Origin of the sequence: Mycolicibacterium sp. 624 (genome assembly GCF_040548615.1) — a bacterium.
Lineage (GTDB): Bacteria > Actinomycetota > Actinomycetes > Mycobacteriales > Mycobacteriaceae > Mycobacterium.
In genome coordinates, this window is record NZ_JBEPRZ010000009.1 from 100667 (window position 1) to 124761 (window position 24095).

Annotated in this window: 13 protein-coding genes; 1 reads left to right on the forward strand and 12 read right to left on the reverse strand. The window is 69.0% G+C overall.

The features are described 5' to 3' along the window. Positions 1-2 precede the first annotated feature (2 nt). Genes ABIA65_RS29020 through hrcA form a run of 3 tightly spaced genes read right to left on the reverse strand, consistent with a single transcriptional unit; the run spans position 3 to position 3006 of the window. On the reverse strand, positions 3-764 hold the full coding sequence (locus ABIA65_RS29020; protein WP_354525719.1) for a 16S rRNA (uracil(1498)-N(3))-methyltransferase: 762 nt from the start codon (positions 762-764) through the stop codon (positions 3-5). Positions 765-781: 17 nt separating this feature from the next. Beyond that, on the reverse strand, positions 782-1921 hold the full coding sequence (dnaJ, locus tag ABIA65_RS29025) for a molecular chaperone DnaJ (RefSeq protein ID WP_241404498.1): 1140 nt from the start codon (positions 1919-1921) through the stop codon (positions 782-784). 53 nt (positions 1922-1974) lie between these two features. Next, a complete protein-coding gene (gene hrcA, locus ABIA65_RS29030) occupies positions 1975-3006 on the reverse strand; it encodes a heat-inducible transcriptional repressor HrcA (protein WP_354525720.1) in 1032 nt (343 codons plus the stop codon). Positions 3007-3162: 156 nt separating this feature from the next. Between hrcA and ABIA65_RS29035 the strand changes: the two genes are divergently transcribed. Next, entirely contained in the window at positions 3163-3477 is a 315-nt protein-coding gene (locus tag ABIA65_RS29035) for a type II toxin-antitoxin system VapB family antitoxin (protein ID WP_241405587.1), read from the forward strand. Positions 3478-3486: 9 nt separating this feature from the next. Here ABIA65_RS29035 and ABIA65_RS29040 read toward each other — a convergent pair whose 3' ends face one another. Genes ABIA65_RS29040 through ABIA65_RS29080 form a run of 9 tightly spaced genes read right to left on the reverse strand, consistent with a single transcriptional unit; the run spans position 3487 to position 24003 of the window. After that, positions 3487-4065 carry a DUF998 domain-containing protein gene (locus ABIA65_RS29040; protein ID WP_354525721.1) on the reverse strand — a complete coding sequence of 193 codons (579 nt, stop codon included), beginning with the start codon at positions 4063-4065 and terminating at the stop codon, positions 3487-3489. Between the two features lie 16 nt (positions 4066-4081). Then, positions 4082-4297, reverse strand: a complete 216-nt coding sequence (locus ABIA65_RS29045) for an MbtH family protein (protein ID WP_241404495.1) — start codon at positions 4295-4297, stop codon at positions 4082-4084. Next, positions 4275-5579: an NADPH-dependent L-lysine N(6)-monooxygenase MbtG gene (gene mbtG / locus ABIA65_RS29050; RefSeq protein ID WP_354525722.1), complete on the reverse strand. Its 1305-nt coding sequence runs from the start codon at positions 5577-5579 to the stop codon at positions 4275-4277. Before mbtG ends, ABIA65_RS29045 begins: the two co-directional genes overlap by 23 nt. Beyond that, on the reverse strand, positions 5576-9958 hold the full coding sequence (locus tag ABIA65_RS29055) for a non-ribosomal peptide synthetase (RefSeq protein WP_354525723.1): 4383 nt from the start codon (positions 9956-9958) through the stop codon (positions 5576-5578). Before ABIA65_RS29055 ends, mbtG begins: the two co-directional genes overlap by 4 nt. After that, positions 9955-15426, reverse strand: coding sequence for an amino acid adenylation domain-containing protein (locus tag ABIA65_RS29060; RefSeq protein WP_502919631.1), 5472 nt, complete (start codon positions 15424-15426; stop codon positions 9955-9957). Before ABIA65_RS29060 ends, ABIA65_RS29055 begins: the two co-directional genes overlap by 4 nt. Then, the gene (gene mbtD / locus ABIA65_RS29065) at positions 15419-18400 is read right to left on the reverse strand and encodes a mycobactin polyketide synthase MbtD (protein WP_354525724.1); all 2982 of its coding nucleotides are present in this window, start codon (positions 18398-18400) and stop codon (positions 15419-15421) included. The genes ABIA65_RS29060 and mbtD overlap by 8 nt, the downstream gene beginning before the upstream one ends. Next, positions 18400-19740 (reverse strand): beta-ketoacyl [acyl carrier protein] synthase domain-containing protein, encoded by a 1341-nt coding sequence (locus ABIA65_RS29070; protein ID WP_354525725.1) that lies wholly within the window; start codon positions 19738-19740, stop codon positions 18400-18402. The genes mbtD and ABIA65_RS29070 overlap by 1 nt, the downstream gene beginning before the upstream one ends. Further along, positions 19730-20479, reverse strand: a complete 750-nt coding sequence (locus tag ABIA65_RS29075) for a thioesterase II family protein (protein ID WP_354525726.1) — start codon at positions 20477-20479, stop codon at positions 19730-19732. The genes ABIA65_RS29070 and ABIA65_RS29075 overlap by 11 nt, the downstream gene beginning before the upstream one ends. After that, positions 20476-24003: a non-ribosomal peptide synthetase gene (locus tag ABIA65_RS29080; protein WP_354525727.1), complete on the reverse strand. Its 3528-nt coding sequence runs from the start codon at positions 24001-24003 to the stop codon at positions 20476-20478. The genes ABIA65_RS29075 and ABIA65_RS29080 overlap by 4 nt, the downstream gene beginning before the upstream one ends. Positions 24004-24095 lie beyond the last annotated feature (92 nt).

The following is a 24095-nucleotide window of genomic DNA, read 5'->3' on the forward strand; positions in this document are numbered from 1 at the left end:
CACTAGGACCACCTGCCAGTCAGCACGCCGAGGGCTCCCAGCGCGACCGCCGCGGCGGTGGACGTTCGCAGCACCGAGGGTCCCAACCGCACCGCCGTCGCACCCGCCCGGGTCAGTGCCTCGATCTCGTCGTCGCTGATCCCGCCCTCGGGCCCGACCAGCAGAAACACGGCCCCGGCCCGCTCCAGACGCGCTGTCATCGCGGGCGCGGTGAGCGGTCCCGTCGCCGATTCGTGTAGCGCGAGCACCACCGCCCCGGAGTCGACGGCCGCGCCGACGGCGTCGACGAGATCAGCGGTGGACAGCACCGACGTGACCCCCGGGATGTACGGGCGGCGCGACTGCCTTGCCGCCGACCGGGCCACCGCCTGCCACCGCCGCAGCCCCTTGTCCACCTTGGCCGATCCCTCCCAGCGCGCGACGCACCGCTGCGACTGCCAGGCGATGAAACTGTCCGCGCCGGCCTCGGTCGCCAGCTCGATGGCAAGTTCGGAGCGGTCGGACTTGGGCAGTGCCTGCACGACGGTCACCGTCGGGGTGGGCGGATCCACGGTGCGCCGAGTTATCAGCCGCGCCTCGAGCCGGCCCTTGGCGACGTCCTCGACGACGCAGTGTGCGACCGCCCCCGCACCGTCGCCGATGTCGAGTTGCTCACCGACGCGGATGCGGCGGACGTTGGCGGCGTGGAATCCCTCATCACCGTCGACGACGACCCGCTCGCCGGCCTCGGGAAGCACATCGACGTAGAACAGTGCGCTGCTCACGCGCGGCTCACCCGATCTCAGCGGCCGGTGAAGGTCTCACGCAGACGGCTGAACAGGCCCCCGCCCGAGGATGTCGCATGCGTGGACTTGACCTCGGCGATATCGCGCGGCCGCTGCTCCTTGAGCTTGCGCAGCAGCTCGGTGTCGTGTGTGTCGAGACGCGCGGGCACGACGACCTCGACGTGGATGTGCAGGTTGCCGCGCACGCCCGTCCGCAGGTGCGGCATACCGTGTCCGCGCAGCGATGTGACGGTGCCCGGCTGGGTCCCTGGCGCGATGGTGATCTCGGTGGGACCGTCGATTATCGCGTCAACCGACAGGGATGTGCCCAGCGCGGCGTCGACCATCGGAACCGACACCGTGCAGTGCAGGTCGTCACCGTCACGCACGAACACATCGTGCTGTTGCTCGTGGACCTCGACATAGAGGTCGCCTGCGGGTCCGCCACCCGGGCCCACCTCGCCCTGGGCCGCCAGCCGAACGCGCATCCCCTCGCCAACGCCTGCGGGAATCTTGACGCTCACCTCGCGGCGGGCGCGCACCCGGCCGTCGCCGCCGCAGCGGTGGCACGGATCGGGGATCACCTCACCGACGCCGGCGCACACCGGACACGGCCGCGACGTCAGCACCTGGCCGAGCAGCGAACGCTGCACGGTCTGCACCTCACCCTGGCCGTTGCAGGTATCGCAGGTCACCGGGGTCGAGTTTTCGTGCGTGCCCTTGCCGTGGCACAGGTCGCACAGAATCGCGGTGTCGACAGTGACCTGCTTGGTCACGCCGGTCGCGCACTCCGTCAGGTCCATCCGCATCCGCAGCAGCGAGTCCGAACCGGGCCGCACTCGGCCAACCGGTCCGCGAGCCCCGCCGCCACCGCCGCCGAAGAACGCCTCGAACACGTCACCGAGCCCACCGAAGCCACCGAACCCGTTACCGCCACCTGCGGCCCGCTCCATAGGGTCGCCGCCCATGTCGACGATCCGGCGCCGTTCGGGATCGATGAGGGTCTCGTAGGCGAGCTTGACCTCGGCGAACTGCTCGCCCGCATCGGGGTTGACGTCGGGATGCAACTCGCGCACCAGGCGGCGATACGCCTTCTTGATGTCCGAATCGCTCGCGCCCTTGCTCACACCGAGCAGGCCGTAATAGTCGCGTGCCACGCCAAACCCTTTCAAAACCCTCTGAGCCGCGTTTCGCGGCCCGACTCACACCCCTAACGGGTGCCCAAGACCTCGCCTATGTAGAGAGCAACCGCCGCAACGTTGGCGATGGTTCCCGGATAGTCCATTCGAGTGGGACCAACCACACCCATGCCGCCGTAAATCTTGCCCAAGCTGCCGTAACTGGTGCTGACCACCGATGTTCCGGCCATCTGCTCGGCCTCGGTCTCGTGCCCGATACGTACCGTGACCTTACCGGCCTCCTGCTGCACGGCCAGCAACCGCAGCACCACGACCTGCTCCTCCAGTGCCTCGAGCACCGAACGCAGTGATCCACCGAAGTCACCGGTGTTGCGAGTGAGGTTGGCGGTGCCACCGAGAAGCAGGCGTTCCTCGTGGTGCTCCACCAACGTCTCGACCAGCACCGTGGCCGCGCGACCCACGGCGTCGCCCAGGGCGCCGTGGCCCACGAGCTGCGAGGCGAGGTCCGCGACGGCGACTGACGCCGCCGAGAGGGGCTTGCCCTCGAGCGCATGGGCCAGACGCTCCCGCAGCTGCGCGAGCTGATGGTCGTCGATGGCGTCACCGAGTTCCACGATGCGCTGATCGACGCGGCCGGAGTCGGTGATCACGACAAGCAGCAACCGCGCCTGCGTCAGCGCGACGACCTCGAGGTGACGCACCGTCGACGTCGATAGCGTGGGGTACTGGACGATCGCGACCTGGCGGGTGAGCTGAGCGAGCAGCTTGACCGCGCGTCGCAGAACATCGTCGAGGTCGACGCCGGACTCCAGGAACGAGAGGATCGCGCGTCGCTCGCTGGACGACATCGGTTTGACGTCGTCGAGGCGGTCGACGAACTCGCGGTAACCCTTCTCCGTCGGCACACGTCCCGAGCTGGTGTGCGGTTGCGCGATGTAGCCCTCGGCCTCGAGCACCGCCATGTCATTGCGCACGGTGGCACTGGAGACGCCGAGGTTGTGCCGCTCGACAAGTGCCTTGGAGCCAATCGGTTCCTTGGATGTCACGAAGTCGGCGACGATGGCACGCAGCACCTCGAAACGCCGATCATCAGCGCTACCCATCGTTCACCTCCTGGTCGAGTTTCATTTTACGGTGCAGAGCAGCGAGGACACCGAACGATAGTGCTCCGATGCCAGGGACAAGGCGCGCCCGGGGCACTAATCTCGACACATGCCGACGCCTATGTTGCGAAACAAGCAGTGCGCGACGGCCCAGCGATGATCTTCAAGGGCGTCCGCGAGGGCAAGCCGTATCCGGAGCACGGCCTGTCCTACCGGCAGTGGGCGCAGATCCCGCCCCGCCAGATTCGGCTCGACGAGCTGGTCACCACCACCACGGTGCTGGCACTCGACCGGCTGCTGTCGGAGGACTCGACGTTCTACGGTGACCTCTTCCCGCACGCCGTGCGGTGGAAGGGCGTGGTGTACCTCGAGGATGGCCTGCACCGCGCGGTGCGCGCCGCGCTGCGCAACCGCACTGTCCTGCACGCCCGCGTGTTCGACATGGACGGTCCGCTACCTCAGCCGAGCTGACGCTCGCCTCTACCTTCCACGAGCGATGACCATGATCCCTGTGAGGACCTGCCACGCATAGATCGCGTAGACGCTGCCGCGTTCCCAGGCCCCGATCGGCGACAGCTCGGACGCGACCGCGAGCAGACACAGCAGCCCGAACACCCCGAGCGCGATCGACACCTTCCGATAGGCCGGTGCGGCGAGCGCCGATCGAAGGACCGACGACCCGGCCAGCACCGCCACGTTGCCGCCGATGAGTGCCAGCGCGGCACCGACACCGTGCCAGGCCGAACCCGTGCCGCTGGGTACGGCAGCGACGAGCAGATTGCCGATGCCGTTGCACACCGCGAGCGATAGGAACGGCAGCGCCCTGCCTGCCTGCGCAGCCCGGGACACCAACCACGCGCCGAGCGGGAACGCCAAGCCCTGCACCACGAAGGCCGCGTTCATCACCGCGGCATGCGGCGACCGCTGAGGGTCGCCCAGGGTGCTGACGAAGTCGGTGGCGTACGCGTAGCCGTCGAACCCCGCGGCGGCGACCGCCTCTGCGGCGAAGTAGCAGACGGCGGAGGCGATCCACAGCAGCGCGCCGACCCAGACGGTCACGCCCGCCAGCGTAGGGCTAGTCGGCGGCCATGGCCTCGCGCAGTGTGCGCGGCCGCAGGTCTGTCCAGTTCTCCTCGACGAAGGCCACGCAGTCGGCGCGCGTGCTCTCCCCGAACACCACCCGCCAGCCCGCGGGCACGTCGGCGAACGTCGGCCAGAGGCTGTGCTGATCCTCGTCGTTCACCAGAACGAAGAAGGTGCCGTCCTCGTCATCGAACGGATTGTTGCTCATCGAGTCTCCTCATCGGATCGTGGGTCAGGTCGGCGCCCAGCACCCGGTCCGACAACAGCCCGAGGCAGGACAGGTTCGGGAACCCGGGGCCCTGGGTGAGTCCGGACAGGCCGGGCAGGAACAACTTCGGGTGCACGCCGGTGACGGCCAGGTCGTCGCCGATGGACTCCTGCAGCGACTCACTGGTCATCGGCCCGCCCATGCCGAGTTCCAAAACGTCCAGCGCGTCCTGGGTGAACAGCGGCACGAACCACAGCTCGTCCGCGCCGGACCCGTCGATCACCAGGTCGAAGCCGTGCACGGTCTCGACGGCCTCCCCGCCGGTGTTCGTGCTGAGCGTCAACCTGATTCGCCCGTCCCGCGCGACGGCGTGCGCGACGCGGCCACGCAGGTGCCGGATACGGTCATCGGCGAGCAGAGCGTCCTGAACGCGTGCCGAGAAGACGCCGCGATCGGTGCGGGCCAGGGCGTCGCGACGCTCAGCCAGAGTCAGCCCGGTCCACCCCGTCGGATCGGAGAACAGCGCGTTCTCGAAGAAACTCTCGCCGCGGGTGAACAGCGTGACCGACGGCGAGATCACCGTGATGGTCGAAACGCGATGGCCGAAAAGCTCATTGAGCATCGACGCGGCGGTCTCGCCACCGCCGATCACCGCGACGCGCTCGGCGGAGATACGTTCGTGCTGCGCCGCGTGGTGCCAGAACTGGGCGATCGACATGACGCGCGGATTGCCCGGCAGCACCGACCGTTCGGCCTGTCCCGGGCCGGTGACCATGACCCCGTCGGCGTAGACCGTGTCCTCGGCGGTGTGCAGCGCCCAGCGCTGGTTGCCCGCGTCCTCGTGCACCGAGATCCGCTCGACCTCACCGTTGACCACGGTCATGCCGACGTCATCGGCCACCCACCGCAGGTACTGGCTCCATCGCCGATGCGTCGGCGCGGGTCGACCACGGTCGATCCACTCGGCGAAACCACCTGTGGCCACCAGGTAGGCCTGCCAGCTGTGCCGGGTCATCCGCTCGTCGAGTTCGGCGTTGCGGCGGGGCACCAACGACGACCGGTACGGGAAGCCCACATCCTTCTCCGGGCCCGTGCCCAGCCGGTGATTACCGTCGGTCCAGCCTCCGCCGGACTGCCAGTTGGCGGCCACACCGGCGCGTTCGACGGCGACGACGTCCGGTGCGGGCACGCCCATCGCACGCAGTTCGGCGGCCTTGGCGGCGACCGCGACGGCCTTGGCCCCCGCACCGATGACAGCCAGTTTCGGAGTTGTAGGACTCACTCGATTACCTCTCGCAGAGCGTCCATCCACATCGCCTGCAGGGTGGCGACATCGGAGGTGGACAGGATTTCGGGAAGGGTGCGCCACTGGGTGCCGAGAACCGCCGACCCATTGCGGTCGATCACGGCCGCCATGATCGTCAGTTCGTGCCGCACCGCGGCGTTGGGCTCGGGAAGCGTCGACACGTCGCTCAGCAGTGAGCGGTCCTGCCGCAGCGCCCCACCGTCGGCGGCGAGCTGCATGCGACCCAGGTAGTTCAGCAGAATCTGCGGATCGCGATGCGCGCCAAGTCGTTCGGCGGTATCGGCGCGCAGGTAACGCAGCAGCCCGTAGTCGATGCCGTCGCCGGGTATCGCCGCGAACGCCTCTGCCACCCCGCGGGCGTCGGTCGCGGTGAGCCGCAGCGGGTAGATCGCGCTGAGCAGACCGACGGTATCGCCGGTGTCGATCTGACGGGCATCATCGCCCAGTCCCGCCGACACGGCCAGGTCGGCGCGGCCGTGCGTCTCCAATGCCAGCAGCGGCGATGGTGTCGCCTGGCCGCGATGACGACGCCACGCGGTCAGCGTGCGTGCCGTCGTCGCGGCCAGCACCTCCGTCACGGGGATCGGGCCGGTGAGCACACGCGCTGTCACCTCGGGGTCGGCGAACGCCATCTCGACGATCACATCGCCCATGCAGTCGGTGTCCGGGGATATCCGCCGTGCCCCCAGAAGGGGGTCGCCACCGTCGAACTGAGCCGCCCAGAAGTCGCACGTGTCGAGCGTGCGTGCACGCTCGGCCAACAGCCCCGACCACTGACGCAACGACGTGTGCTCCCGTGCCGGCGCCGGACTGGTGCCGCATGCCAGCGCGTGCCAGCCCGCCTCGAGTTCACCGAGCACGATCCGCCACGACGCCGGATCCATCGCGAGCACGTGCACGGTGAGGACAAGCACGCTCGGCCCGCCGGCACCGTCGTGCAGCCACACCGCGTCCAGCATCGAACCCGCATCGGGATTCAGGCGTTCCACCGACTCCGCGGCGTGCTTGGAGACTGCACCGATCAGGTCACCGGACACGATCGCCTCGGACAGCACAGCTTCGTTGAAGTGGCCGACCAGTGTCATCGTGTCGCGGTCCAGACGACTGCGCAGCACCTCGTGTCCGTCGATCACGTTGCGCAACAGCGCATCAAGCTGTGCGCGGGTGATGCCGTCGGGGAGCCCGAGCGCCTCGGTCTGCGCGAGCCGGCGCGGGTCACCGTACTGGTAGAGCCAGTGTCCGTTGGGCAGCAGCGGGATCGGATCCGACCCCTCGTCGTAGTCCGCGTCCACGCCGTCGTCGGAGTCGATCGCCGCGGCCAGCTCGCGGACCGTCGAGCAGTCCAACATCAGTCGCGCTCGCAACGCGATACCGCGTCGGCGCACGGCCTGCACGACCGACAGCGCCACGATGCTGTCCAGACCGAGGTCGAGGAAGTCGGCCGTGACGTCGATCTGCGTGGCCTCGAGCACCTCGGCGAGCACCTCGGCGAGCACGGTCTCGGTGTCGGTGGCCGGAGAATCGAACTGCTCGGAGCGCCGGTCGGCGTCAAGCGCCGCCAGCGACACGTCATCGACCTTCCCGTGTCTGGTCAGGGGTATCTCGTCGACGACGACAATGTGGTGCGGCACCAGGTATCTCGGCAATGTGGCAACCAGCAGCCTGCGCAGGTCGGACACCGGGGCGCTCGTCGCGACGTAGGCCACCAGCCGGGGGCCGCTGCGGTGGCGGCGCACCGCCACGTGGGCGTGGCGCACACCGGGGTGACCGGACAGCGCGGCGACGACTTCACCCGGCTCCACCCGGAAACCGCGGATCTTGACCTGGTCGTCGCTGCGACCCAGGAACTGGATTGCACCGTCAGTGCGGCGGACCACGTCGCCGGTGCGGTACATCCGCGCACCTGGAGTGAACGGATCGGCGACGAACCTGCCCGCGCTCTCGCCGGCGCGACCGAGGTAGCCGCGTGTGAGTTGGCCTCCGGTCAGGTACAACTCGCCTGCCACGCCGTCGGGTACGGGCCGCAACCAGGAGTCCAGCACGTAGGCAACGGTCGAGTCGGTGGGCGTGCCGATGCACGGTTCGTCGTAGGTGGTGATCGCGGCGACGACGGCCTCAACCGTCGTCTCGGTCGGCCCGTAGCAGTTGTGCGCGGCCATGCCGGTACGCCCGCACTCCGCGCGGATGGCCTGCCACAGCGCGGTGTCGATGGCCTCTCCCCCGAGCGCCAGCACCGCCAGGGGCACCCTGCTCAACAAACCCGCCGCCTGCAACTGACCGAACATCGACGGTGTGGTGTCGATCAGATCGATTCCGTGTCGGTCGATCACCTCGACCAACGCCTCGGCGTCGCGCTGCACGGCGTCGCCGACGATGTGCACGGTGTGCCCGTCGAGCAGGGCGGCGAGCGGCTGCCACGCCGCGTCGAAGGTGAACGACCACGCATGCGCGACGCGCAGCGGACGGCTCAGTCGCTCGGCTGCTGGGCGCAGGACGTTGCGCACGTGATCTGCCGCGTAGAACAGCAGCGATTGGTGAGTTCCGATGACACCCTTGGGCTTTCCCGTTGTCCCTGAGGTGAACACCACGTAGGCGCCCTGACCCGGACGGATGTCGGCAGCCCGGTAGTCGGCGCCTGCCACGCGTGGCGCGGCAGCCAGCACGGCGTCATCGACGATGAGCGACGCACTTGTCTGGCCCACGATCTCATCGATGCGGTCCTCGGGCATCGAGGGGTCCAGCGGAACGATCAGACCACCTGCCTTGAGCACCGCCAGCATCGCGATCACGTACTCCGGGCCACGGCGCAGCAGAATCGGCACCGGGGTCTCGGCGCGCACCCCGCGTCGGACGAGTTCATCGGCCAGTCCATCGGCGACCTCGTCGAGGTCACGGTAGGTGAGTTCACCGCCGTCCCAACTCAGTGCGGTCGAACCCGGGTGCTGCGAGGCTATCTCGGCGAAGGCGGTGTGGAAGCCACCCGCGGGTTCGGTGCGGTCGACGGGAACCGGCGGTGAGATCTCGTCGTCGAGGGTCACGGCGACATCGCGCAGCGGCCGGTCCCACAACCGCAGGAGGCGTTGAACAACCGTGAGCACCCGGCGGCCGAGCGTCTCGGCGTCGAGCGCTCCGAGCGCACCGTCGAGGGTCTCGACGAGCACCGTCAGGCGCCCATGCGTCGGATGAGCGGCGATGGTGACCGGGAAGTGCGACAGGCTCTCCAGGGCGGCTGGGCGCAGTACCGCACCGTCGAGCGGGAATTCGTCGCTGCCGACCAGCCCGCCCGGCGGGAAGTTCTCGTACACCAGCAGCGAGTCGTACATCTCGCCGAGGCCACCGAGTGCTCGGATCTCGGCGTGGCTCAGGTAGCTGTGGTCGCGCAGCTCGGCGGCTTCCCGCTGCAGTGCCAGACACTGCTGCCCCACCCGCCCGGTGGCGTCGAGGCGGATGCGCAGCGGCACCGTGTTGATGAACAGCCCGACCATCGTCTCGACACCGGACAGCTCGTCTGGTCGGCCCGACACGGTGACTCCGTAGACCACGTCGGTGCGGTCGGTGAACGCTGAAAGAATTGCCGCCCAGGCCATCTGGAACAGCGTGTTCACGGTGACCCCACGCAGTCGCGCGGCGTCCACCAACTCGGCGGTGGCCGCCTCGTCGAGCATGACCTCGGCGCGCTGCGGCAGCCCCGGCGCGGCCTCACGACCGGTCAGCGCCGGTGAGAGCAGCGTCGGCCCGTCGAGACCGTCCAGGTGTGTCCGCCAGCGCACGCGGCTGGTCTCCGGGTCGCGGCCCGCCAGCCAGCCGATGTAGTCGCGGTAGGGCCGGGGCACCGACGGCAGCGCGTCGACGTCGCCGCCGGCGCAGTACAGCGTGATCAGTTCGCCGACGAACACCGGCAACGACCATCCGTCGATGACGATGTGATGCGCGATCACGACGAGGCGCCACTGCGACTGCGGTTTCTCGATGAGCAGGAAGCGGACGACGGGCCCCTTGGCCAGATCGAATCGCCTGCGCCGTTCGTCGGCCTCGATCCCGACGGCCTCCTCCGCGGTCGCCGTCACGTGCCGCCACGGCAGGTCCACGCTCGACGGCACCACAGCCACCGGCCGGCTCAGATTGCCCTGGAAGAAGCTGGCCCGCACATTGGGATGGCGCACCAGCATCGCCTCGGCGCAGCGGCGTAGAAGCCCCACATCGAGCCTGCCCTCGACGTCGGCCGCCATCGCGATGACGTACGGATCAGCGGCGTCGTCGCCATCGGTCAGGCCCGTCAGCGAGTAGAGCCCCTGTTGCAGCGGGCTCAGTGCCATGACGTCCTCGACGGCTGACGGCGTTCCGATCGTCGTCACGTCGTCTCGTCTCGCGTCTCCGACCAGCCTGCGGTCAACGCCGCCAGTTCATCGGCGGTCAAACCGGACGCGGCCATCGGCGCATGGTGGGCGTCGCCACCGGTGGGGGCACCGCCGGCGGCGGCCTTCTCGTCGATCGCAACGGAGAGTTCGGCGATCTCGGGATGCTCGAACACCATTCGTGCCGTCAGCGGAACACCGGCGTCACGGGCCCGTGCGGCCAGCTGGACGGCCAGGATGCTGTCGCCGCCCAACGTGAAGAAGTCGTCGTTGCGACCCACTTCGCCGATCCCGAGAACATCGATCAGCACCGCGGCCAGAGCGCGTTCGGTGTCGGTGCGCAGGGGTTCGGTCGGTGCGGTGTTGGTGAACACCGGGCGGGTGAGGGTCCTGCGATCGACGGAGTCGACCACCGTGATGGATGGCGGAACCAGATCCGCGGGCAGTGCCGCAGCCACCTGCTCGGCGAACCGGATACGTTCGGCGGCGTCCTCGATCGGCGCCTCGGGCACGACGTAACCGGCCAGCTGCGTCCCGACACGACCGGGCCACGCCCTGGTGGCCGCCGATGCGACACCGTCGACTGCCTCCAACGCGGCCTGGACGCGGTGATCACCCGCGTCGACGACCTCGAGCCTGCCGTCAGAAGTCCACCGCGCCCGATCGCCGGTGCGGTAGAGGCTGGTGCCCGTCGTGAACGGGTTGTCCACGAACCGGATCGCGCCTGCGACATTGGCATTCGCCGCCGCGTCGTCGACTGCGCCTCCTGCGTAGTGAACATCGCCGATGACACCGACTGCGGTCGGTTCGAGCCACTCGTCGAGAACGTAGACAGCGGTTGCGCCCGCGGTCTGTGGCAGCGCCTCCGGCGGTACCGCCCGACGGCTCCAGTCCTCGACGATGCGGCGGCGTTCGCCCGGCTCGACGACCGTGATGTCGCGCAGCGTCTGGTCCGCGTTATCGGCGAACGCGGCGATAACGCGGTGCAGCCACGACACGAGCCGTTCAGCGGTGGCACGCTCATAGAGCTCGGTGCGGTAGATGACGGTGCCCTTGTACCCCGCGGCGGGCTCGGCGAAGAAGTTCAGCGACAGGTCGGCATGGGCGACGTCGAACGTCGGTTCCAGTGCGGTGAAACGGGTCTCACCGTCGGGGCCGGAATCGATGACCCGATCGGAAGGCAGATCCTCGCGGACGTGCACCACGACGCCGAAGAGCGGGTTGCGTGACAGCGACCGCACCGGGCTGACCGCGTCCACGACGCGATCGAACGGCAGGTCTTGATGCTTGTAGGCATCGAGCGCCATCTCCCGGGCGCGACGCAGCACCTCACGCAGTGTGGGGTTGCCGGCAAGGTCGTTACGCAGCACGACGATGTTGATGAAGAAGCCGATCAACGCTTCCAGCTGCGGTTCGGTGCGCCCCGCGACCGGTGTGCCCAACGGGATGTCGACGCCCTCCCCCGCGGCATGAAGCGCAACGGCCACGGCGGCCTGCAACAGCATGAACTCGGTGACGCCGAGTTCTCGGGTGAGTTCAGTCAGCTTGGCGCGTGTCTCGCCGTCGATGCTGAAGCCCAGTGCGTCGCCGCCACCGGACGGCACCGGCGGGCGCGGGAAGTCCGGACGCAGCCCGTTCTCCTCGGGCAGCCCGGCCAGCTGGCGGGTCCAGTACTCCCGTTGCGCGACAACCGCTTCACCCTCATCGGCGAGCAGCCCGGCCTGCCACGACGCGAAGTCGGCGTACTGCACCGGCAGGTCGGGCAGCTCGACTTCCTGGCCCGCGCGTCGCGCGCGGTAGGAGGTGAGGATGTCGGTGAACAGCACGCCAGCCGACCAGTGGTCGGCGGCGATGTGGTGCACGACGATCGACAGCACATGATCGGACGGCGTGGACAGCACCGCGGCGCGAATGGGCCAGTCGCTCTCCAGCTCGAAGCAGTACTTGCGCTCGGCGTCGAGTTCGCGCTGCAGCCACTGTTCGTCGGCACCGCGTGCACGCCGCACCGTCAACGGCGCGACCGGGTTGATCAACTGGTAGGGCGCACCGTCGATCTCGGTGTAGGTGGTCCGCAGGATCTCGTGGCGTGCGACGACGTCGTTGATCGCCGCGACCAGCGCCTCGGCGTCACTGGGTCCGGTCACCCTGGCGGCGAACGGGATGTTGTTGACGGGGTTGGGGCCGTCGATCCGGAACTGGAACCACTGCCGCAGCTGTGCGGCCGACATCTGCAGCGGCCCCTCGTGCGGGATGGCCACGATCGGGGGCCGCCCTGACGTCCCGCCCGATGCGACGAGATCGTCGACGTGGGCGGCCATCGCCGCGACGGTGGCGAGTTCGAAGACGTCCTGCACACCGATGTCGACGCCGCAGCGCGAACGCACCGCCGCCACCAGCTTCGTGGCCAGCAGCGAGTGCCCACCGAGTTCGAAGAACGAGTCGTCGGCGCCCACCTGATCGCGGTCCAGCAGCTCGCCGAAAAGCGTGGCCAGCTGATGCTCGGTGTCGTTGGCGGGCTCGCGGAACTCCGTCGCCGACCGGATCTCGGGCTCCGGCAGCGCTTTCCGGTCGATCTTGCCGTGCGCGGTGATCGGGATCTCGTCGATCGCCACGTACGCGGCGGGGATCATGTACTCGGGCAGCGCGGCCGCGACCCGCGCCCGGATGCGGTCGATCTCCACGACCTCGGCATCGGCGGCCGGGGTGATGTAGGCGACCAGGCTCTTGCCCAGCGTCGGCAGGTCACTGACCACCACCACGGCCTGACCGACCGAGGGGTCCACCGAGATGGCGGCGGAGACCTCGCCGAGTTCGATACGGAATCCGCGTACCTTGACCTGTTCGTCGGCACGGCCGACGAACTCGACGTCACCGTCGGCATTGCGGCGCGCGAGGTCACCCGACCGGTACATCCGTCCACCCGGGTTGAACGGATCGGCGACGAAGCGCTCGGCGGTGAGGCCGGCCCTGTCGTGGTAGCGGGCGACATGGCTTCCGCCGATGTAGATCTCACCGATGACTCCGACCGGAACCGGGGCCAGCGCCTCGTCGAGCAGGTGGATGGTGGTGTTGATCTTCGGGGTGCCGATCGGCACGATGCGGGCGCCCTGCTTGCCCTCGACCTTGAACCGGGTGCAGTTGAGCACCGTCTCGGTGGGGCCGTAGAAGTTGTGCAGCAGCGAGTCGAAGGTGGCGTGGAACTTATCCGCGATCTCGCCAGGCAGGGCCTCGCCGCCGATCGGCACGCGTTGCAGGGTGCGCCACTCGTTCACCCCGGGCAGCGACAGGAACAGACCGAGTAGCGAGGGGACGAAGTGCATCGACGTGATGCCCTCGTTGCGCAGCAGATCGGTCAAGTAGCCGATATCGCCCAGTCCTCCCGGCCGCGGAATCACCAGGCGGGCACCGGCGGCGAGCATGCCGAAGATCTCACCGATCGAGACGTCGAAGCTCTGCGAGGCGACCTGCAGAAGCCGATCGTCCTGGGAAACCTCGTATTCGGCGCCGAACCACACGAAGTACTCGGCGATGGGGCGGTGCGATACCGGCACACCCTTGGGCAGGCCGGTGGAGCCCGACGTGTAGATCAGGTACGCGGTGTTCTCGGGCCGCAGTGGTCGGACACGGTCGGCATCGGTCGGGTCTGCCGCCGAGTAGTCGTCGAGTCCGGTGACGGGCTCGCGCAGGACCACCCTGGGATCGGAGTCGGCGAGGATGTAGGTCAGCCGATCCTCGGGGTAGGTCGGGTCCACCGGCAGGTACACCGCACCCGCCTTGACGATCGCCAGTGCGGTGATGACGAGTTCCGGGGACTTGTCGAGCAACACGGCGACACGGTCCTCGGTGCCGATACCCTGGCCGATCAGCCAGTGCGCCAACCGGTTCGCGGATTCGTTGATCTCGCGGTAGGTGTAATGGCGTCCCTCGTACACGACGGCGATGTTGTCGGGGGTGCTGGCCGCCTGCTCACCGACCAGTTCGGTGAGCGTCCTGGCCGGGGTCTCGAAGATCTCACCGCGCGACACCGAGTCCATCCACTGTGCGTCCTCGGCGGTGAACAGCGGAAGCCGGGACAGCGGAAGGTTCGGATCCGCCAGCGCCGCCTCGAGCAGCACGACGAAGTGATTGAGCATCTGGCGAGCCAGGCCGGCGTCGATGATCTCGGTCAGATGCTCGGCCTCGACAACGGCTCCCGCCGCGTCGATCTCGATCATGAAGCCCAGCGGCAACTGTGTGGTGTGACCACGAAGTTCAGCACGGGCACTGAGCACACCGTCTGGGCTGAATCCGCCGCCGTCGGGTTCGCGGAAGCCGAAGCTGACCCGCGTCATGCGCTCTGCGCCGTGGCGGCGATCCGGGTTCAGCTCACGCACCACCCGGTCCAGGTTGACACGCTGGTGTGCGAACGCGCCAAGTGCGGTGTCGCGGGCCGCCGTGACGAGATCGCGGAAACCCGCCGACCCCTGCGGGCGCAACCGCATGGCCACCGTGTTGCCGTAGTAGCCGATGGTCTCGTCGGACTCGCGGTTCAGCACCGGGGAGGCCACCAGGAAGTCGTCGGCGTGTGTGTAGCGGTTGATGAGCGCCCCGAACGCAGCCAGCAGCACCATGTAGGGCGTGGACCCGGTGTCGCGGGCCAGCGCCGACACCCGCTCGACGGTGTCGCCGGACAACCGGATTGTGCTGCGCTGCGAACGGAAGCCTGTGGGTATCGCAGATCCGGTGGGTCCCGGAAGCTCAAGCGGCTCCGGTGGATTCGCCATCACCTCACGCCAGTACCGCAGGTCCTCGGCGGTGGTGTCGGCCGGCGGGGCGGCGGGCCGCGGCGTCGGTGCCAGTTCGGCACCGGAGTAGGCCTGCGTGAGGTCGCCGAAGAACACCCGCCACGAGCCGTCGTCCCAGGCGATGTGATGCGCCACCAGCAGCATCACGTGTTCGGCCGGGCCGGTCTTGATCAGGGTGATGCGCAGCGGCGAATCGGTGCGCAGGTCGAAGGGCTTGCCGAACTCGCGCTGCGCGAGCACCTCGAGCCGAAGTTTGCGCGCCCGTTCCGAGGACTCGGACAGATCGTGCACCGCCCACCCGGGAGCCAGGTCCTCGTGCACGCTCGCCTGCGGCTCGCCGTTCTCGTCGGCGGCATAGGTGGTCCGCAGAATCGGATGGCGCTGTGCGGTGGCGGCCAGCGCGGTGTGCAGGCGGTCGGCGTCGACGATCCCGGTGAGCCGGTAGGACAGGCAGATGTTGAGCAGCACGCCACTGGGGTCCACCGCCTGCACGAACCACATCCGGCGCTGCCCGTCAGACAGCGCGTTCGGATCGGCCTCGGCGGTCCGGCCCGAGTCGGCGGCGGTCGAGGACAGCCCCCGCTCGGCGAGCTTGCGCTTCATCAGCTCGAGGCGGGACTCCTTGTCGCCCTGCTCTGATCCCGCCGTCTTGTCGGTACGGGTGCCGTCTGCAATGTCAGTCACGCGAAAGTGCCTTCTTCTCGGGTCGTTCGAGGTGCTCGATCAACTCGGTGGCCGTGGCTCCGCCGAGAATTCTGGCCAGGGGAACGTTGTGCCCGGTGGCCTTCTTGAGCTTCTTGCGGAGGTCGATCGCCAGTAGTGAATCGACCCCCAGGTCCAGCAATGAGGTATCCAGGTCCAGCCCACTGGTGTCGGTCAACTTCAGGACCGCTCCCAGCGCGGCGCGGATGATGCCCACGGTGTCCAGACCGCTGGTGTCCAGATCGGCCGCGCCGGGCGCGTCCGCGGGTCCGCCCGACTCCGGTTCGGCTCGAAGGAATGCCCGCAGCCGGTCCGGATCCGCCGAGAACACCAGCGGATCCGCGCCGTGATCGCGCAGGCTCTCCTCGACGGCCCGTTCGGGCTGCATCGCCCGCAGACCCGATCGCTCGACGCGGGCGATCTCGTCGGCATCGATGACGCCGGTGCCCTGCCACAGACCCCAGCGCACGGACGTGCACTGTCTCCCCCGGTCGCGCATCTGCCCGGCGATGACGTCCAGCAGCCGGTTGGCTGCCGAGTAGGCGGCGTGCCCACGGCCGCCCCACAGCCCGGACACCGACGAGCACAACAGGATTCGGGCATCGGTCCGCATCGGCCACGTGTTCTCGAGCAGACCGAGGCCGACGACCTTGGCGGCGAACGTGTGGTGGGCCGATTCCCGGGTCAGCTCGCGGTGGCCTGCGATGGTGGCCGCGCCCGCGGCGTGAATGACCAGTGATGCACCGTCTCCGCCGTATTCAGCGGCGATGGCCGACAGCGCGGCGGCGTCGGTGATATCGCAGCGGGGAGCGACTATCTCGGTGCCGTGCCTCTCGGCGAGCCGGGTCAGTGCGGTGATATCGGCGCCGCCGCGGCTCAGCAGCACGATCCTGCGGGTGCCACGCTCGGCGAGGCAGCGCGCATAGTGCAGGCCAATCGCTCCGCCACCGCCGGTGATCACGACGTCGTCGAACACGCCGCTGTCCGCCGACCACGGCGCCGCCCGAGACGTCTCATCGCGCGTCGAGCGCCCGTATGCGCTCAGACCGGAGGCACTGGCTCGCAGGGCCACCGTGTCGACATCGCCCAGTAGCGCACCGATGACCGCGGACGTGGCCGCAGCGGGCAGGTCAGCGGGTAGGTCTAGGTGCCGGAATCGCTGGTCGGGGTACTCCAGGCCGACGCTGCGGTGCATGGCCGCCAGCGCCGCGGGACCCGGTCGCGGGCCCGTCGCCGACGGGTCGACGCGTTCAGCGCCGGTCGTCACCAGCCACACGTCGCGACATGCCGCGGTGATGGCCTCGACATAGCCGAACAGTCCGTCGCCGATTCGGCGGCTCAGCTCGTCAGCGGCCTCGTCAGCGTCGCCGTCGACGTCGGGTGCCACCACGATGAGCAGATCGGCGTCGGCGGCGTCCACCAGCTCGAGCGCCTCGTGTCCTTCGACAGCGGCGCGCAGCCATGCGCCGACGCGTCCCTGCGCACTGCTGTCGAGGATGGCGGCGCGCCGGGTGCCCGTCGCGGGCATCGATGCCGCGAGCGCCTCCCAGTGCTCGACCGCGACGGTCAGGCCGGGGATCGGTGGTAGCGGTTCCGCTGTCGCCCAGTGATGTTCGCGCCGCATCGGCGCGTACGGGAAGTCGGCCAGCGGTCGGCGCGTTCCGTCGGCCTGATCTGCCCAGCGATGCCCCGGCTCGGCCAGCGCGGCCGCGACGATGCTGGCCGCCAATTGATCCGCTATCGGTTCGTCGCGTCTGCCCGAGCCCAGCAGGACCGCCGCGCCGTCGGTCAGATCGGGCAGGTCGTCGAGCACCGCGCCCATGGCGAACAGCAGAGCGGGGTGCGCCGACATCTCGACGAAGGTCCGCGCACCGTGCGAGACGGCCGCGGCGACGGCCCTGTCGAATCGGACCGTCGAACGCAGGTTGGTGTACCAGTAGTCGGCGAACGGCGTGTTCGGCGCCACCACGTCGGCGGTGGCCGAGCCGATGAACTGAACCGGCGTCTCGGTGAATTCCGCTGTGGGAAGCAGTGCTTCGAGATCGGCCCGCAGCGGATCCAGGGCTGTGGTGTGCGCGGGGAACCACATCTCGATCTCCTTGGCGAACGCGCCGCGCTCGGCGACGGTCCGCACGGCGGCCGCGACGGCGTCGCAGTCACCGGACACCGCGACCGACGAGTTCGAGTTCACCACCGACAGTTCCAGCCAGCCGGGTGTCTGCTCGATCACTGCCTGCGCCTCGTCGGGGGTGATGCCGAGCACCGCCACCCGATAGGGACCAGTGAGACGGTCCAGCAGCGTCGCACGCGCGATGACCACGCCGACGGCGTCCGACAACGTGATGGTTCCCGCGACGCACGCGGCACCGATCTCGCCGAGGCTGTGCCCGACGGTGATGTCGGGCAGCACACCGCAGGAGCGCCACACGGCGGCCAGTGCGACGCCGTGCACGAACTGGGCACCCTGGGTTGCCACCTGTGTGAACTCGGCGGTCGGGTCGGCGGCGAGCAGGTAGGACAGCGGTGACAGCGCTCCCGCCGCCTCGAAGGCCGCGGCGCACTTGTCGGCCTCCGCGCGGTAGACGGGAAGACGGTGATAGGCATCCACGCCCATCGACGGCCACTGGCTGCCCTGCCCGGGAAAGACGAAGGCCACCCTCGGCACCGAACCCGCGGCGCTGCTCGCGAAGCGCGTGAGTAGCGGGTGCTCATCGCCCGCGGCGAGTGCGCTCAGCCCCGCTCGCAGCTCACCGATGTCGGCGGCCCGCAGTACGGCGCGGTGGCGCCGGGTCCGACGTGTGCGCAACAGGGTCGCGGCCACATCGTCGACGTCGGTCACAGCGGGTCGCGCGTCCAGGTAGGTCAGGATCGCGGCGGCGTCACCGCCGATGAGGTCATCGGCGTGGGCGCTCAGCAGCACCGGTGTACGGCTGTCGGGCAGCGGATTCGCGACCATCAGGCGGCCCGCCCATCGGTGTCGCTGGCGGGATCCTCGGGCATCGACACGACGACGTGGGCATTGGTTCCGCTCATGCCGAAGGCCGACACCGCGGCGATCCGCTGGCCATTGACTGCGGGCCACGGAGTCTGCTTGGTGGCCAGCCTCAGACCCTGTGCATCCCAGTCGATCTCGCGGCTGACCTCGTCGATGTGCAGGCTGGCGGGAACCGCGCCGTGTTGGGCGGCGACGACGACCTTGGCCAGACCAAGCGCACCCGCCGCGGCCTGCGCGTGGCCGATATTGGACTTCACCGATCCCAGCAGCGCGCCCGTGCCGGCAGCGGTGGCCCCGTAGGTCTGGGCCAACGACCGCAGCTCGGTGCGATCGCCGAGGCGAGTCCCGGTGCCGTGGCCCTCGATCATGCCGACGTCCTCCGGTTGCACGCCTGCGGCCTCGATCGCCTTGGTGAACAGGCGGGCCTGCTGCCTGCCACTCGGGGCGGTCAGCCCGACCGTGCGGCCATCCTGGTTGACGGCCGTCGCGCGGACCTCGGCGAGGATGCGTCGACCATCGGCCAGGGCCCGGGACTTGCGCTGCAGCAGGAAGATCGCGGCACCCTCGGCCCACACCGTTCCACTCGCCAGCGCGCTGTACGGTCGGCAGTGCCCGTCGTCGGACAGCGCATGTTGCTTCGAGAACTCGACGAAGTAGCCGGGGGTGCCCATCACGCACACGCCACCGGCCAACGCCATATCGCAGTCGTCCGCGCGCACCGCCTGCACCGCGGTGTGGAAGGCGGTCAGTGCCGACGAGCACGACGTGTCCACGGTCAGAGCCGGGCCTGCGAGGTCAAGGGTGTAGGCGATGCGTCCGGAGATGACGCCGAGCGATGTCCCGGTGATGAGATGGCCACTGTGGTTGGAGAACTCGGATAACGCAGGTCCGTACTCGAGGCCCGACGCTCCGATGTAGCAGCCGACGTCGTGGCCTGCCACGTCATCGGGGTTGATCCCGCTGTTCTCCAGCGCGCGCCACGCCAGGCGCAGTGCGACTCGCTGCTGCGGGTCCATCGCGACGGCCTCGCGTGGTGAGACCCCGAAGAACGCGGGGTCGAACGTCGCCGCGTCCGAGAGGAAGCCCCCGAGATCGTGGATCGCCTTGAAGCCGTCCCGGCGCGAGCCGTCGAACAGGTCCCTGATCGCCCAGCCACGGTCGGTCGGGAAGTGCCCCAGCCCCTCTCGCTGCTCGGACAGCAGTGACCAGTAGGCGTCGGCGGTGTCGATCCCGCCGGGGGCCTCGAGCGCCATCCCGACGATGACCACTGGATCATGCGCAGTGAGCTGGCTAGAGCTCATTGATCAGCTCCGCGACGTCCGCGGTGTGCTCGTTGACGTAGAAGTGACCACCGTCGAACATCGACACGGTGAACGCACCGGTGGTGTGAGACTCCCAGCGGCGCAGCATGTTCTCACTGACCCGATGGTCGCGGTCACCGCCGAGGGTGTGGATGTCCGCTCCGATGGTCACGTCGGTCTCGCAGCCGTAGCGGTTGAACGCGTCGTAGTCGGCGCGTACCGCCATCAGCAGGAGCTCGACGAAGTCGTCGTCGGCGAGCAGTTGTGGGTCCGTCCCACCGAGGTCCACCATCTCGGCGAGGATCTCGGACTCCGCGGTCGGCAGCGCAGGCGATGCCGCGACCGTCGAGGGTGCCTCGCTGGCCGAGACCCACAGCGAACTCACCTCGACGCCGTGATGCTCCGCCACGCGGGCGAATTCGAAGGCCACTACCGCACCCATGCAGTGCCCGAACAGGCGCAGCGGGCCCAGGCCGGCCCAGTCGCCCGCGTCAAAGAGATCCGTGGCGAGGTCGCCGACCGTGGCGGGCGCGGGGTGCGTCAGGCGGTCACCCCGCTGGGGGTACTGCATCACGTATGCGTCGGAGCCCGCCGTGGCCAGCGCGGTTCCCAGCGACCGATAGGCCAGTGCGGCGCCCCCGGCGTGCGGAAAGACCAGGGTGGCATGCGCGTCGCCGCCCACCGCGGGGTAGCGCTTCACCCACGGCTTGAAGGCGAGCTGCGCCCTGTCCTCGATCATGGCTGCGCCGATGCGCGTTCCAACTCGGACACCACTTCGGCGTTGTCCATGTCAGAGATCTCCAGGTACAGCTCGGCCACCTGCTCCAGCCGGTCGCTGCCCGCCTCACGGTCGGCCAACCGCGCGGCGAGCATCTCGACCGTCCGGGTGGCGAAGATGTCGGGCACCCCGACCGTCGGCGTGTCCAGCCAGTCCCGCACACGGGCGACCACAGTGGTCGCGAGGACCGAGTCGCCGCCCAGTGCGAAGAAGTCGTCGTCGACGCTGACGTCCGTGCGTGCGAGCACCTCGCCGACGATGGCGGCCAGCGCCTTCTGCAGGTGTGTGGACGGCGCACGGTACACCCGCTCGGCGGGGGCACCGGCCTCGGCGAGACGTTGAGCGACGGCCTTGCGGTCGATCTTTCCGCCGACGGTGAACGGGATCCGGTCGGTGGCGATCAGGATCTGAGGAATCATGTGCGCGGGAACGAGTTCGGCCATCGTAGTGGTCACCGAGGCGGTGTCGATCGAACCCCCGCCCAGGGCCTCGGCGTCGACCCGGATCAGCGCACCGAGCACCTCGCGGCCACCGTCGACCTGCACAACGCCTGCCACAGCGGCGCCCACACCGTCGACGCGAGCCAGCGCGGCCTCGACCTCGCCCAGTTCGATGCGGTATCCGCTGAGCTTGATGCGGTGATCGACACGACCGACGAACTCGATGGTGCCATCGGGCCAGTAGCGCGCGAGATCACCTGTCCGGTACCACGTTCGCCCCTCGTACTCGACGAACTTCTCGGCCGTCAGGTCCGGACGTCCCCGGTAACCCCTGGCGATGCCACGACCGGAGAACCACAGCTCGCCGGGCACCCAGTCCGGGCAGTCCGCGCCGGTGGCACTGACCACGCGGCAGGCGTTGTTCGCGAACGGCACGCCGTAGGGCACCGACGGCCAATGCGCCGGGAGCGCCGCATCCAGGTCAGCACCGATCTCGAATAGCGTTCCGTGCACCGCGGTCTCGGTGGCCCCGCCCAGACCGGCGAAGCGTGCCTGCGGCGCGCACCTGCGCACCGCCCGGGCCAGATCAGGGCGCACCCAGTCACCGCCGGTCAGCACGACGCGCAACGACGAGACCGACCGCCCGGTGGAGGCAGCCGCCTCGACGAGCATCTCCAGCCAGCCCGGCAGGAAGTTGACGACCGTCACGCCGTGCTCGTCGATGAGCCGGGCCCAGGTGTCGGGGTCACGGCGGTGCTCCTCGTCGACCACGACGATCGCTCCGCCGGCACGCAGCGTGCCGAACACGTCGGGCACCGACATGTCTGATTCGAGGTGGGACAGCGCGAGCGCCCGGTCGGCGGAACCGATCTCGAAGTGGCGGTATAGGAATTCGAGGGTGTTCATCACGGCGTCGTGGGTGAGTTCGACACCCTTGGGCGCACCGGTGGAGCCCGACGTGAACAGCACGTACGCCAGTTCCTGCGGATCGACCACCGTCGCCTCGAAATGAGCTGGATCACCGATGATCTCGGCGTCGGCGACGGTCAGTGATGGCACTCCGCAGGTGTCGAGCACGTCCGGGGTGTCCGTGCCGCACACGAGGGCGAACTCGACTCCCCCGGTCTCGAGGATGCCGGCGACCCGGTCTGCGGGCTGGTCGGGCCCGATCGGGAGGTATGCGGCACCGACAGCCAGGATGGCCAGTAGCGCGGGAATCTGCTCGGCGCCCTTGGGCCCCATGATCGCGACGACGTCACGTCGGCCGACGCCCCGGGACTGCAGTGCGGCCGCGATCGAGAGCACCTTGTCCTGCAGCTCCGCATACGTCAGGGTCTCGGCGCTGCCGATGAGCGCCGTGGCATCTGGTGTCCGTGCCGCGTTGCGGAAGAACCCGTCGTGCAGGGCATCCCCACTGGGAGCGGCGACCGTCGAGTTGACCGCGTCTCGCACGGCGCGCGCGGTCTCCGACAGCGCGGGCGGGTCGGTGGCCTCCCACGCCGCGTCATCGGTGGCGAGTCGCGTCAGCTCGGCGACCTGGTAGGCGAACATCCCCTCGGCCACGCCGGGCGGGAAGGCCTCGACGCGGACGTCCCAGTTGATCATCAGCCCGTTGGCGAGCGGCGTCGCCTGAGCGTCGATGAGCACCTGCGGTCCCTGCGAGATCGTCCACACCGGCTCGCCGAACTGGTCGGTGACATCGCCGGCGAACAGGTCACCGAGGCCCAGCGCGCTGGTGTAGACGATGGTCGCAAGGGTCTGGGTGCCGCGGTGGCGGCTGGTGTCGCGCAACACCGAGAGCCCGGACACCGCCGAGTGCCTCGCGGTGGCGTGCAGGGTCTCTTGCACCGACCGGGCCCGCGAGATCGGTGAGTCGGTGTTGGTCAGGTCGATGTCGAGCATGAGCGAGGAGGTGAAGTCGCCGACGAGTTTCTCGACGTCGGCGTGGTAGGGCTCGCGCCCGAACATCGGCAGGTTGAGCAGGAACCGCGAGTTGGTGGACCACCGTGCCAGCGCGTTCGCGTACGACGCCGCGACCGCCATCGCCGGGGTGATTCCGCGGCGCTGCGCCGCGGCGAACAACGCGTCGCGGGTGGGCACGTCGAACACGTGCCACAACCGGATGTTTCGCAGCGGGTTGGCCTGCTCGGCACGCGGAACCAGTGGCAGCGCAGGCGGTTCCGGAAGGTCGGGGATCCGCTCTGCCCACCACTGCACGTCCTCCTCCGGAGGCGGCGGCGTGGAGGCGGTCAACTGCGCGCGGTACTCCCGGTAGGTGTAACCCAGCTCGGGCAGTTCGACGCCGCGGTAGAGGGCGGCCAGGTCACCCATGAAGTTGCGATAGCTCACCGCATCCGCGGCCTGCATGTCCATGTCGACGTGCAGGCGGGTGCGCCCGTCAGGCAAGAGCGACAGGCTCAGTTCCAGCATGTCGACCTCGAGCAACTGATGGGACTTCGCGTCGCGGGTGATCTCGAGCTGCTCATCGGCGGCCGCGGCGTCCAGTCCACGAAGGTCGTACACGTGCACCGGCAGCTCGCGGTCGCTGATCCGCTGGGTGCCGTCGGGGAGGATCTCGACACGCAACATCGGATGGCGCGCAGCCAGTTTGACCGCCGCGGCGCGCAGTCGATCGGGGTCGACACCGGCGCCGTCGAACTCGACGTACAGGTGGGCGGCGACACCGCCGAGTTCCTGTTCCCCGTTGCGCCCCAACCACATCGCGTGCTGGATGGGGGCGAGCGGGAACGCGGTGTCGGGATCGAGGTCATCGACCACGGAGGCGTCAGCCGCAGCGGCCTCGTCGGCACTGCTGTGCTCGGCGACCAGATCGATCCACGAGGCGACCGTCGGATTTGCTGCGAGTGCCGCGAAGCCGACGTTTATGCCCTGCTTCCGCCAGCGCCCCGACAGGGACATCATCCGGATGGAGTCCAGACCCGAGGCGATGAGATCGGCCTCCGGATCGAGGTCGTGGGCGCTGATGCCGAGTAGTTCAGCGACCTCGTCGCGAACAGTCTGAGCACTTGTCGCACCTGCACGCACTTCTGGACCTCTCCAACATTTAGTAAAGGCTGCCCTAACTTTGAGCAGGCTACCCTATATAGGATCTTGGGAACACATCTACCCAGAGGGGC